The organism is Rhodococcus sp. T9N (assembly GCF_024436645.1).
GTDB classification, from domain to species: Bacteria; Actinomycetota; Actinomycetes; order Mycobacteriales; family Mycobacteriaceae; genus Rhodococcus_F; species Rhodococcus_F qingshengii.
Map to the genome: position 1 here is coordinate 110,913 of NZ_JAMSKS010000017.1, position 12,005 is coordinate 122,917.

The following is a 12,005-nucleotide window of genomic DNA, read 5'->3' on the forward strand; positions in this document are numbered from 1 at the left end:
GTCGTTGGGGCCAGCTCGCTCCGCGCCTGCCCCGCGTCGTTGGGGCCAGCTCGCTCCGCGCCTGCCCCGCGTCGTTGGGCCCCCTCGCTCCGCGCCTGCCCCGACTCGTCGAGACCAGAACTGCGCAGCCGTGGGGCCAGCTCGCGTCAGTTCGCGCGAACTCGCACGATTCCCGAGATCGTTCCCTGGAAGTACTCGCCCGACTCGGTGATGAGTGCAGACATCTGAAGGGTGTCGTTGAGGATGGTCGACGGCAGGGGAGTCGAACCTATCTGCGCCCCGTCCTTCGAGTCGATCACCGCGAAGGAGTAACCGTCCAGCGGAGAGGTGTTCGGAGCACCGTCCCGTGTCACCGTGTAAATCGAGCCGTCAGCCGTCGAGAGGTGGGGTACCGCGGAGCTACGAATCGTGTTGTCCCACACGACATGGCAACCGACCGGATCGATGTCGACGCGGGTCATTCCGCCGTTGAAGGGTGCCGTGGCGGGGACCGCTGGACCGGCACCTTCAGGAGTCGTGGGGTACGGGTATCCGTAAGTGCCGGCGACGTAGACGGAATGACCGATGCCGACGGGGGAGTTCTCGCTGCCGCTCGGTGAGCCGTCCTGGCTGGCAGCGGACAACACCGGCTGCGTGCACACCTCGGCGCCCGTGTCAGCGCGATAGACATGCAAGCTCACTGTCGGGTGGGCGTTGTCGACGATGGTCAAGAAATCGCTGCCCGTCGACGGGCCGAAGTATGTCGGCGTCGATCCGGTTCCCCAGCTGAGCTGACCCGGATTACGGGCCGGCCCGCGGTCGTACGGCTGACGCCAGTCGATGACGACCTCGTCGCCATTTCGCTTCAGTTGGTAGAGCGCGTGGGTCGTTGCGACGGCAGTGCCCGTCGGGGAGGTGGAGATGCTGTTCTGCACCTGTTCACCTTCGGGGAGCGCAATGCTGTGCGCGATTCGATCCGCGCCGACGTGCCCGACGGTGCCGTGCCCGGTGGCGAACCAGACATTGCCTTCCCAGTCCGGAGCGAGGCCGGTGACGTTGTCGTCGGCGGCAACCGCACCACTGAGATCGATGACATCCGCGAGTTCCAGCCGCCAACTGCCGTCCGGATTCTGCGCATGGGAAATGCGGACCAGTTGACGGTTTCCGTCGACGGCGACGAGACGGTTCTCGTTGTCGAGGTAGGCGTAGACGCCGCCGAGCAGACTGCCCTTCGCGAGCGGCAGTTGTGCTACGGATCTACCTAACGGCGTGGCGTCGGCCTTCGGATCGATCAAATGGATGGTCGGGATCTGGCCGATCATCGTCGTGCAGAGCGAGACGATCATGCCGTCGGAACCCTGGAGGACCGTCGGGCAGGCGGCCATCATCGGGAAAGCTGTCACCTCGTGTGGGCCGGTTCCTGGACCGGGCAGCGGCGTGACGTCGGACGAGCCCGCGTCACCGTGCATGGTGGAAGTACCGACGGGACCGAGGTGCGGATTTGCAGGTGCGAGTGGACCGGACACCGAAGGGGTCGCCGTTGCGGGTCCGGCACACAACATGACTGTTGCGGCCACACAGCCGACGATCTGAGCTGTCCGTCGTGTACTCACGTGAACTTGAACCACCTTGCTGCGCAGACTCCGGCCACTGCGGCCCAGATGAGAAGTACGAGAATCGAGAACCAGTCCATCGAGGTGTCGAGGGCCGCTTCGAGTGCGTGTGCGAGAGCGCCGGACGGAACAATGCGGACCAGCGTGTGAACGGCGGTCGGGAGTTCACCACTGGCGAAGACCACACTTCCGATGCCCACCATGATGAACCACAGGATGTTGGCGAGCGCGAGAACGATCTCTGCTCGCAAAGTACCGCCGAGCAGTAGGCCAAGCGCTGCAAATGTGACAGTACCGATGGCAATGACCACTGCGCCGAGTACAAGTTCGACGAATGACGGACGCCATCCCAATGCCAAACCGATAGCGCCGAGCAAGAGTGACTGCAGCGCCACGACGATGATGACGGCAGCGCTCTTGCCTGCGATGATTCCCCACCGCGGTAGCGGCGTTGCACCGAGTCGCTTGAGCGCGCCGTATCGGCGGTCGAATCCGACGGCGATGGCCTGTCCGGTGAACGCCGTCGACATCACGGCAACCATCATGACACCAGGGAGCACGGTATCGACCCGAGAATCGCCCAAATCGCCGATCGGAAGTAGACACAGTCCGATGAGCAGGGTGATCGGGATGAACATGGTGAGCAGCAATTGCTCACCGTTGCGGAGCAGAAGAGTCAGCTCCAGTTTGGTCTGCGCCGCCAGCATCTTGGCCGCCGAATTGGGGCGGGGATCCGGCGAGAAGGTGCCTGGCTCGAAGCGGTTCTCGGCGAGCCGTCGGTCTCTGGCAACGCTGATGGGACTGCTCTGGCCGTTCGACGCTGTTTCGTTCATGACCTTGATCTCCGTCATCCCCTCAGTTCCCGGCCCGTCAATTCGAGGAAGACGTCTTCCAGACTCCGTTGATCGACGCGAATGTCGTTGATCAGCACGTCCTGATCGGCACACCACGTTGCGACAGTCGCCACGGTTGCAGGATCGATTGCACCTTCGACGACATAGGTGCCGGGGTTGGATTCCTCGATGCGGAACCCGGCGAGTGAACCGGCCAGCGAATCTAGGCTCAAACCGGGAATCGTCGTCAGACGGAGTTGTCCTTCGGCGCCCTTGCTGGTGACCTCGGCCGGCGTTCCCGACGCGACGATCTTGCCGTGGTCGATGATGACCAGTTCGTCGGCGAGCGCTTCGGCCTCGTCCATGAGGTGTGTGGTGAGCAGGACGCTCACGCCGTCGCGTCGCAGAGCGTCGATGAGTTCCCACACGAGTAGACGTGCCTGAGCGTCGAGGCCGGCGGTGGGTTCGTCCAGAAATACCAATTCGGGACGGCCGACCAGCGCGCACGCCAGGGACAGTCGTTGCTGCTGGCCTCCGGAGAGGCGGCGGTACGGGGTCTTGCGCGCATCGGTGAGGCCGAGTTTGGAAAGGAGCCAGGCGGGATCGAGCGGGTCGGCCGAGTATGCGGCCACGAGGTCGAGCATTTCCCCGGCCTTGGACCCGGGGTACGCGCCGCCGCCCTGCAGCATGACGCCGATTCGCGAGCGGACTTCACCGGAGTCGGCGATGGGGTCGAGACCGAGCACTCGAACCGTGCCGGCATCGGGGGTGACAAAACCTTCGCACATTTCGACGGTGGTCGTCTTACCGGCTCCGTTGGGGCCGAGCAGGGCAACGACCTGGGCCGTCTCGACAGTGAGATCGATACCGTCGACGGCTCGAACACCGTCGAAGGACTTGACGACACCCTGGATCTGTACCGCCGGCGTCGACGATCTGGAGGCTCTCGAGGTCACGGGGAATCAGCGTAAGCCCCCGCCGAGTTGTCTTCGTCTACCGGTCCGCCTTTCGTGATCTCCGCTACTGGCTTGTCGCTACGCCAGGGGAGTGAATTGCGGGTGAAGACGATGAGCGTTCCGGCGGTGAGGATGGTCGCGATGACGGCCTGCACGATCATGAACGGAAGGTATTCGGCGCCGTTGGACATCAACATGACGCTGACGATCGAGGTGAAGACGACGGCAGGGATGCGGAAAATCGGCGCGGTGGCCCACGCCGCCAACGGAAGGATCGCCCACAGCAGGTACCACGGCTGAACGACGGGGAACAGGAGAACGATCGCTCCGAGTGCGATGCCGAGTCCACCGACCGGGTGTATGCGGCCCATGTACACCGAGATCATCATCCGTGCGGTGACGAGCATGGCGACGAGAGTTGCGATGGGCCGCGTGATAGTGAGGATCGCCGTCGTGTGATCGCCGAGTCCGAGTAGTACACCGGCCAATCCCGTGCCGACACCCAGGAGCGTCGGGATGGACATCCAACTCCGGACTGCGGTGGCGGTGTCGAGGGTGTTGATCCAACCCATACCGAGCCCACTGGCCACGCTGATGACAAACGTGACGACAGCGGCAATGATGCCCAGGAGAATCGCGGCTCCCGCCAAGGCTTTCCAGGTTCCGCCCCAACGCCGGGCCAAAGCCATGCCGACAAATCCCAGTGCAAGCAAGGACGGAATTTTGACGGTCGACGACAAGGCGATCAAACCTGATCCCGCAACGAGATAGAACAGCGCTCGCCCACGGATGGGCCCGGACCCTTCGACTGCGCGAAGAGCGATCTCGATTCCGGCGAGCATCAACCCGAGCATGAGTGCTTCGTTGTGGATGCCGGCCACCAAGTGGAAGAGCAACAGCGGGTTCGCGGCACCGAGCCAGAGCGAACTGACGGCAGAGACACCGCATCGCTTGGCCAGTCGCGGTATCGCCCACACGATGAGCGCGACGCCGGCCAATGCGAGCAAGCGGTGCAAGAAGATTCCGGCCACGATGTTGTCGCCGGTCAGTGAGCTGATCCCGCGTCCCAGCCACAGGAAGAACGGACCGTACGGAGCCGGGGTGTCGCGCCAGATCGTCGGAACCGTGCGGGTGAGAACGTGGTCGACGCCCAGTGCCGCCTTGGGGCCGATGGCGTACGGATCGAGTCCACGGGCCGCGATTTCGCTTTGAGCCAGATACGAGTAGACGTCGCGGCTGAACATCGGCGGTGCGACCGAGAGCGGCAGGATCCACAGCAGGAGTGTGCGGTCCAACTGGGAACGGGTCATGCGCCGCGGTGCGCCGGAACGGCTGCGTATGTCCCCGACTGCAAATCGGCCCATCATCAGCCAGGCCAGAACGACGAGCACGGTTCCGGTCATCGTCATGGTGAGTGAGACCGTCGGCATACGTCCGGGAAGGCTGAGGACTCGAAGTCCTGCGGTCGGATTCTGCAGGACGGGTTGTGCGCCGGCGCCGAGCGCTCCGACTGCCATCAAGACCGCGCCGGTTGCGCCGAATCGGCGAATCCCTCGCAGTTGTGCGGTTTCCTTCGCGTTCAGGCCCGGGCGCTCGTCCTCGTCGCCGTGCAGCACCGCGGCCATACTCTGCCGGGGAGCGGATCCGAAAGGTCGAACGCCGATTGTGGAAAGCGCGAGTGCCTTGGGTTTTTCCAGCAGGATCGCGCGCGCCGATCGGGCGGTCGTCGTCTTCTCGGGGGTCTGCGGCACACCAGGCAGCGTAGCGGCTCCATCCAGCCGGACAGACAAGCACAAACAACGTACGTTGTCCGGATATTCCCGAATGTAATGCAGGTTGCCCTTAGTAGACCTGCGAAAAGAATTCCGTCACACTTGTGTTGTGAAAAGAAATGCGTCAGACCCACGAAGCAAGGAAGTTGCAGGTCAGCCCACTGTAGCGGCCTCGCCGAGTGCTGCCGCAAATCCGGTGACAGTGAGCGTCGAAGGTCAGACGCGGGCGGCAGTGGTCAAGCTGCTACTCGAAGAAGGCCCCATTACCGCCTCCGAAATCGGCACGCGCCTCGGTTTGAGTGCCGCAGGTGTCCGACGTCACTTGGATGCGTTGATCGAGTCCGGCGAAGCCCGAACTGCTTCGGCGTCGTCGCTGCGTCAGCGTGGACGAGGTCGTCCCGCCAAGCAGTTCCAGATCACCGCGACCGGTCGCGGCCGCCTCGGCCACACCTACGACGATCTGGCGGGAGCCGCGATGCGGCAACTCCGTGAAATCGGCGGAGACGCGGCAATCGAGGAGTTCGCCAAGCGTCGGGTTCAGGCGATCGTCGGAGACGTCGAACCGGCTGATCCGACAGATGTCGACAACGTCGAGGCGACAGCGGACGCAATCGCCGAAGCCTTCAACGCGGTGGGGTTCGCGGCGTCGACCCGGCCGGTCGGCAACGGCGTGCAGATCTGCCAACACCATTGCCCGGTTTCCCATGTGGCAGAAGAGTTTCCGGAACTGTGCGAGGCAGAGCAGCAAGCATTCCGGCAATTGCTCGGGACTCATGTTCAGCGTCTGGCGACCATCGCCAACGGTGACTGCGCCTGCACGACGCACGTGCCCCTCGTGTCCACCGGGAGTAGATGACCGGACCAGAGTGTTCTACAGAGCGTTGCCACCGTGCAGCGTTCGAATAAAGATTTTTCAGCTAGTTCTTCAAAGTCAGAACTGCTCGACCACAGCGACCAGCCCTCGCTGAGCCCGAGCAGCCGTCAAGAAACAAGACTCCGGAAGGAGCTCGCATGACCGTCACATCAGACCAGGCGACTACCACTGCGGCAGCAGGCACCGAGCCGCTCACGCAGGAAGAGACCATCGCGTCCCTCGGTCATTACGGCTACGGCTGGTCCGATTCCGACGAAGCCGGAGCCAGCGCGCAGCGCGGGTTGTCCGAGGCTGTCGTGCGGGACATCTCCGCCAAGAAGAGCGAGCCCGAGTGGATGCTCGACATCCGCCTCAAGGCGCTGCGCACCTTCGACAAGAAGCCGATGCCGAACTGGGGCAGCGACCTCGAAGGTATTCACTTCGACAACATCAAGTACTTCGTCCGGTCCAGCGAGAAGCAGGCCGAGTCGTGGGAAGACCTGCCCGAGGACATCAAGAACACGTACGACAAGCTCGGCATCCCCGAGGCGGAGAAGCAGCGCCTCGTTGCCGGCGTCGCAGCTCAGTACGAGTCCGAGGTCGTCTACCACTCGATCCGTGAGGACCTCGAGGAGCAGGGCGTCATCTTCCTCGACACGGACACCGGTCTCAAGCAGCATCCGGAGCTGTTCAAGGAGTACTTCGGATCGGTCATCCCGGCCGGCGACAACAAGTTCTCCGCGCTGAACACCGCCGTGTGGTCGGGCGGCTCGTTCATCTACGTTCCGCCGGGAGTCCACGTGGACATCCCGCTGCAGGCGTACTTCCGCATCAACACCGAGAACATGGGTCAGTTCGAGCGCACCCTGATCATCGTCGACGAAGATGCCTCCGTGCACTACGTCGAGGGTTGCACCGCGCCGATCTACAAGTCCGATTCACTGCACTCGGCCGTCGTCGAGATCATCGTGAAGAAGGGCGGCCACTGCCGCTACACGACCATCCAGAACTGGTCCAACAACGTCTACAACCTGGTGACCAAGCGCACCAAGGTCGAGGCAGGCGGATCCATGGAGTGGGTCGACGGCAACATCGGCTCCAAGGTCACCATGAAGTACCCGGCCGTGTGGCTGATGGGCGAGTACGCCCGCGGTGAGGTTCTCTCCGTTGCGTTCTCCGGCGAGGGCCAGCACCAGGACACCGGCGCCAAGATGCTCCACCTCGCGCCGCACACGTCCTCGACCATCATCAGCAAGTCTGTCGCCCGCGGCGGTGGACGTGCGTCGTACCGCGGTCTGGTGCAGGTCAACAAGGGTGCCCACGGCTCCAAGTCGACCGTCAAGTGTGACGCTCTGCTCGTCGACCAGATCAGCCGCAGCGACACCTACCCGTACGTCGACATCCGCGAGGACGATGTCACCATGGGTCACGAGGCCACCGTCTCCAAGGTCAGTGACGATCAGCTCTTCTACCTGATGAGCCGCGGACTGACCGAGGACGAGGCGATGGCCACCATCGTGCGTGGATTCGTCGAGCCCATCGCGAAGGAACTCCCGATGGAGTACGCGCTCGAGCTCAACCGCCTTATCGAACTTCAGATGGAAGGGGCTGTGGGTTAGTGACCACGCCAGAGACCGGAGTCATCGGAGCTGTTGCCGGGGAGAACCCGACCGCTCCTGTAAAGGGTGCAGCCACAGGCTCACCCATCACGAACAAGGGTGAGCAGTTCTCCTCGTTCGACGTCAATGCTTTCGAGGTTCCCGGCGGACGTGACGAGATCTGGCGGTTCACCCCGCTGCGTCGCCTCCGGGGATTGCACGACGGCAGCGCCGTCGCCAACGGACAGGTCACCGTCGAGGTCGACGGCGGAAGCGACATCACCGTCGAGACCGTCGGCCGTGACGACGCACGTTTGGGCAAAGCCGGCGTTCCCGCTGATCGCATTGCAGCGCAGGCGTATTCGAGCTTCGAGACGGCAACGGTCATCTCGGTTGGTGCCGAGGTCGAGGTCGAGAAGCCCGTCGTGGTCACCATGACCGGCCCCGGAGTCGACAACGTCGCCTACGGACACACCCAGATTCGTCTGGCGCAGTTCGCCAAGGCGACGTTCGTGATCGACCAGCGCGGCAGCGGAACCTTCGCGGAGAACATCGAATTCGTTCTCGGTGACAGTTCGCAGCTGACCGTGGTGGCCATCCAGGACTGGGCGGACGACGCAGTTCACGTGGCGTCACACCACGCTCGCCTGAACCGCGACGCAGTGCTTCGATACACCTCGATCAGCCTGGGCGGCGACCTGGTTCGCCTGTCCGCCACCGTCAAGTACGACGGACCGGGCGGCGACGCCGAACTGCTCGGCCTGTACTTCGCCGACGCCGGCCAGCATCTGGAACAGCGTCTGCTGGTGGACCATTCGCAGCCCAACTGCAAGTCCAACGTGGTGTACAAGGGTGCGCTTCAGGGAGATCCCGGATCCGGCAAGCCCGACGCGCACACCGTGTGGATCGGCGACGTTCTCATCCGCGCCGCAGCGGAGGGCACCGACACGTTCGAGCTCAACCGCAACCTGGTGCTGACCGACGGCGCCCGCGCCGACTCGGTTCCGAACCTCGAAATCGAAACCGGTGAGATCGTCGGGGCCGGCCACGCAAGTGCAACGGGACGTTTCGACGACGAGCAGCTGTTCTACCTGCGTGCTCGTGGTATCCCGGAGGATCAGGCTCGTCGTCTGGTCGTACGTGGGTTCTTCCACGAAATCATCAACAAGATCGCTGTTCCCGAGGTGCGCGATCGCCTCGAAGCCGCAGTCGAAGCCGAACTCGCAGCCGTCGGCTCCTGACCGCCCCGCCGGCGACACCACCCCGTCGCTACGCTCGCCCGCCTCATCTTGAAGGAATTTCATGTCTACCAGTGACAACACCACCACCTCGGTCCTCGAGGTTCGTGACCTGCACGTCGAGGTCGCCAACTCCGATGCCAACGCCGAGCCCATCCAGATCCTCAAGGGCGTCGACCTGACGGTCCGCTCGGGGGAGACCCACGCGATCATGGGCCCCAACGGCTCCGGCAAGTCGACTCTGTCGTACGCCATCGCCGGTCACCCCAAGTACCAGGTCACGTCCGGCTCCATCACCCTCAACGGTGAAGACGTCCTCGCAATGAGCGTCGACGAGCGTGCACGTGCCGGGCTCTTCCTGGCCATGCAGTACCCCGTCGAGGTTCCCGGCGTTTCCATGTCCAACTTCCTGCGCACCGCCGCTACGGCCGTGCGAGGCGAGGCTCCCAAGCTGCGCCACTGGGTCAAGGAAGTCAAGGAAGCCCTCAGCGAGCTCGAGATCGATCCCTCGTTCATCGAGCGCTCGGTCAACGAAGGCTTCTCCGGTGGCGAGAAGAAGCGCCACGAGATCCTGCAGTTGGGCATGCTCAAGCCGAAGATCGCGATCCTCGACGAGACCGACTCCGGCCTCGACGTCGACGCTCTGCGCACCGTCTCCGAAGGCGTCAACCGCTACAAGGAGCGCGAGAACGGCGGCGTTCTGCTGATCACGCACTACACGCGCATTCTGCGCTACATCAACCCCGACTTCGTTCACGTGTTCGTCGGTGGCCGCATCGTCGAGTCCGGTGGACCGGAGCTGGCCGACGAGCTCGAGACCAACGGCTACGTTCGTTTCACCGCGGACACCGCAGCTACCCAGGGAGCGTAATCACGATGACCACCTCGGTGCGCGAGCTCGACGTCACAGCGGTTCGGGCCGACTTCCCGATCCTGGCGCGAACCGTGCGCGACGGAAAACCTTTGGTGTACTTGGATTCCGGCGCTACCTCACAGCGTCCGGTCCAGGTTCTCGATGCCGAACGGGACTTCCTGACCACGTGTAACGCGGCAGTACACCGGGGTGCTCATCAGCTCGCAGAAGAGGCGACTGACGCGTACGAGAATGCTCGCGCCACCATCGCTTCCTTCGTGGGTGCGGATTCGGACGAGTTGGTGTTCACCAAGAACGCCACCGAGGCTCTCAATCTGGTGACCTACGTTCTCGGTGACGATCGCTTCGACCGCCATGTCGGTCCTGGCGACGAAATCGTCATCACCGAACTCGAACACCACGCCAACCTCGTTCCCTGGCAGGAACTTGCGCGCCGAACCGGTGCGACGCTCAAGTGGTACGGCGTCACCGACGACGGCCGGATCGATCTTGATTCGCTGGAGCTGACGGACGCGGTGAAGGTCGTTTCGTTCACCCACCAGTCCAACGTGACCGGCGCGATCGCGCCCGTCGAGGAATTGGTGCGACGAGCACGCGCCGTCGGTGCACTCGTCGTGCTCGACGCGTGCCAGTCGGTGCCTCACATGGCGGTCGACTTCCACGAACTGGGAGTGGACTACGCGGCGTTCTCCGGTCACAAGATGCTCGGCCCTTCGGGGGTCGGAGTTCTCTACGGCCGTCGTGAACTGCTGGCAGCGATGCCTCCGTTCATCACCGGTGGCTCGATGATCGAGACGGTCACCATGGAGGTCAGCACTTACGCGCCACCGCCTCAGCGTTTCGAAGCCGGCGTACCGATGACCTCACAGGTGGTCGGGTTGGGCGCTGCCGTGGATTACCTGAACACCTTCGGGATGGACGCAGTCGCCGCGCACGAGCACGTGTTGGTGGAGGCTGCTCTCGAAAAGTTGTCGGCGATCGAAGGTCTGCGCATCATCGGACCGCAGACGTCCGAGAACCGCGGCGGAGCGATTTCCTTTGTCGTGGACGGTATTCACGCCCACGACCTAGGACAGATCCTCGACGACGAGGGCGTCGCGATTCGCGTCGGACACCATTGTGCGTGGCCGCTGCATCGTAAGTTCGGTGTCGCTGCGACGGCCCGTGCGTCGTTTGCGCTCTACAACACCACCGCGGAAATCGATGTTCTCGTTGCCGCGATCAAGCGTGCGCAGGAATTTTTCGGTGTCGCAGGGGAGTTGAACTGAATCATGCGCATGGAGCAGATGTATCAGGAAGTGATCCTCGATCACTACAAACATCCGCACGGCCGCGGACTCCGTGAGCCGTTCGGCGCCGAGGTGCACCACGTCAACCCGACGTGTGGCGACGAGGTGACGTTGCGCGTCCAGATCTCCGAGGACGGAACGGTCTCCGACGTCTCGTACGACGGTCAGGGTTGTTCGATCAGCCAGGCGTCGACGTCGGTGCTCAACGACCTCGTCATCGGGATGCAGGTCACCGACGCACTGAAGACGGTGACGGCGTTCAACGAGATGGTGAGCAGTCGGGGCACCGTCGAGGGGGACGAGGACGTTCTCGGCGACGGTATCGCGTTCGTCGGAGTCTCGAAGTATCCGGCACGCGTGAAGTGCGCCTTGCTCGGATGGATGGCATTCAAGGATGCTGTAGTCCAGATTGTCGACGGCAGTGCTGTGACGACGGCGGACAGCAGCAGTGAATTGGTCGACACGACTGAAGGACAGGGATCATGACCGAGACACAACCAGTGCAGGACGCCGAGGTCGGCGCTCCGGTGAATCCGAATCCCGATTCCACTGCGGAATTCGGTGGCGCACAGGGCAGTGGCACTGTCCCGTCGCCTGAGCGACTCGACGAACTCGAAGAAGCGATGCGCGACGTCGTCGATCCCGAACTGGGAATCAACGTCGTCGATCTCGGCTTGGTCTACGGACTCTTCGAAGACGACGGTGTCGTCACGATCGACATGACTTTGACGTCGGCGGCGTGCCCGTTGACCGACGTGATCGAGGACCAGGCGCGCGGCGCACTTGTGCGTAGCGATCTGTGTACCGACATGAAGATCAACTGGGTGTGGTTGCCGCCGTGGGGACCGGACAAGATCACCGAAGACGGACGCGAGCAACTGCGCGCACTCGGCTTCACGGTCTGACAAGCAACCTCGGCACGATCAACTGAATACATTTCACCGGAGCGTCGGTGCCCGTTCGTCGGGTACCGGCGCTTCGGTTTGTTATATAGGGCCGT

The 12,005-nt window shown here is 63.3% G+C and carries 11 protein-coding genes; 7 read left to right on the plus strand and 4 right to left on the minus strand.

Features of this window, described 5'->3' with window-relative positions; translation table 11 throughout:
- Positions 1-146: 146 nt before the first annotated feature.
- Genes M1L53_RS24530 through mptB form a run of 4 tightly spaced genes read right to left on the minus strand, consistent with a single transcriptional unit; the run spans position 147 to position 5,132 of the window.
- On the minus strand, positions 147-1,541 hold the full coding sequence (locus M1L53_RS24530; protein ID WP_232319077.1) for a hypothetical protein: 1,395 nt from the start codon (positions 1,539-1,541) through the stop codon (positions 147-149).
- Positions 1,542-1,588: 47 nt separating this feature from the next.
- Positions 1,589-2,425, minus strand: coding sequence for an ABC transporter permease (locus M1L53_RS24535; protein ID WP_371684328.1), 837 nt, complete (start codon positions 2,423-2,425; stop codon positions 1,589-1,591).
- 14 nt (positions 2,426-2,439) lie between these two features.
- The gene (locus M1L53_RS24540; protein WP_054188223.1) at positions 2,440-3,381 is read right to left on the minus strand and encodes an ABC transporter ATP-binding protein; all 942 of its coding nucleotides are present in this window, start codon (positions 3,379-3,381) and stop codon (positions 2,440-2,442) included.
- The gene (gene mptB / locus M1L53_RS24545; protein WP_081377495.1) at positions 3,378-5,132 is read right to left on the minus strand and encodes a polyprenol phosphomannose-dependent alpha 1,6 mannosyltransferase MptB; all 1,755 of its coding nucleotides are present in this window, start codon (positions 5,130-5,132) and stop codon (positions 3,378-3,380) included. The genes M1L53_RS24540 and mptB overlap by 4 nt, the downstream gene beginning before the upstream one ends.
- A gap of 130 nt (positions 5,133-5,262) precedes the next feature.
- On the opposite strand from mptB, the gene M1L53_RS24550 reads away from it, so the two are divergent.
- From M1L53_RS24550 to M1L53_RS24580, 7 genes are all read left to right on the plus strand, one after another.
- Positions 5,263-6,009 (plus strand): metalloregulator ArsR/SmtB family transcription factor, encoded by a 747-nt coding sequence (locus M1L53_RS24550; RefSeq protein WP_269455348.1) that lies wholly within the window; start codon positions 5,263-5,265, stop codon positions 6,007-6,009.
- A 155-nt stretch (positions 6,010-6,164) separates the two neighbouring features.
- Positions 6,165-7,625: a Fe-S cluster assembly protein SufB gene (gene sufB, locus M1L53_RS24555; RefSeq protein WP_003944799.1), complete on the plus strand. Its 1,461-nt coding sequence runs from the start codon at positions 6,165-6,167 to the stop codon at positions 7,623-7,625.
- Complete coding sequence (sufD, locus tag M1L53_RS24560) at positions 7,625-8,845, plus strand: Fe-S cluster assembly protein SufD (RefSeq protein ID WP_054188224.1); 1,221 nt, start codon at positions 7,625-7,627, stop codon at positions 8,843-8,845. Before sufB ends, sufD begins: the two co-directional genes overlap by 1 nt.
- A gap of 61 nt (positions 8,846-8,906) precedes the next feature.
- The gene (gene sufC, locus M1L53_RS24565; protein WP_003944795.1) at positions 8,907-9,713 is read left to right on the plus strand and encodes a Fe-S cluster assembly ATPase SufC; all 807 of its coding nucleotides are present in this window, start codon (positions 8,907-8,909) and stop codon (positions 9,711-9,713) included.
- Between the two features lie 5 nt (positions 9,714-9,718).
- Entirely contained in the window at positions 9,719-10,984 is a 1,266-nt protein-coding gene (locus M1L53_RS24570) for a cysteine desulfurase (RefSeq protein ID WP_003944865.1), read from the plus strand.
- A gap of 3 nt (positions 10,985-10,987) precedes the next feature.
- Positions 10,988-11,491: a Fe-S cluster assembly sulfur transfer protein SufU gene (gene sufU, locus M1L53_RS24575; protein ID WP_003944894.1), complete on the plus strand. Its 504-nt coding sequence runs from the start codon at positions 10,988-10,990 to the stop codon at positions 11,489-11,491.
- Positions 11,488-11,910, plus strand: a complete 423-nt coding sequence (locus tag M1L53_RS24580; protein WP_003944963.1) for a metal-sulfur cluster assembly factor — start codon at positions 11,488-11,490, stop codon at positions 11,908-11,910. The genes sufU and M1L53_RS24580 overlap by 4 nt, the downstream gene beginning before the upstream one ends.
- The last annotated feature ends 95 nt before the right edge of the window (positions 11,911-12,005 follow it).

Bases quoted from the DNA above. Each gene is read 5' to 3' on its own strand.
- M1L53_RS24530 (WP_232319077.1), bottom strand. From the start codon at position 1,541: ATGTTGTGTGCCGGACCCGCAACGGCGACCCCTTCGGTGTCCGGTCCA.
- M1L53_RS24535 (WP_371684328.1), bottom strand. From the start codon at position 2,425: ATGAACGAAACAGCGTCGAACGGCCAGAGCAGTCCCATCAGCGTTGCC.
- sufB (WP_003944799.1), top strand. From the start codon at position 6,165: ATGACCGTCACATCAGACCAGGCGACTACCACTGCGGCAGCAGGCACC.
- sufC (WP_003944795.1), top strand. From the start codon at position 8,907: ATGTCTACCAGTGACAACACCACCACCTCGGTCCTCGAGGTTCGTGAC.
- M1L53_RS24570 (WP_003944865.1), top strand. From the start codon at position 9,719: ATGACCACCTCGGTGCGCGAGCTCGACGTCACAGCGGTTCGGGCCGAC.
- sufU (WP_003944894.1), top strand. From the start codon at position 10,988: ATGCGCATGGAGCAGATGTATCAGGAAGTGATCCTCGATCACTACAAA.
- M1L53_RS24580 (WP_003944963.1), top strand. From the start codon at position 11,488: ATGACCGAGACACAACCAGTGCAGGACGCCGAGGTCGGCGCTCCGGTG.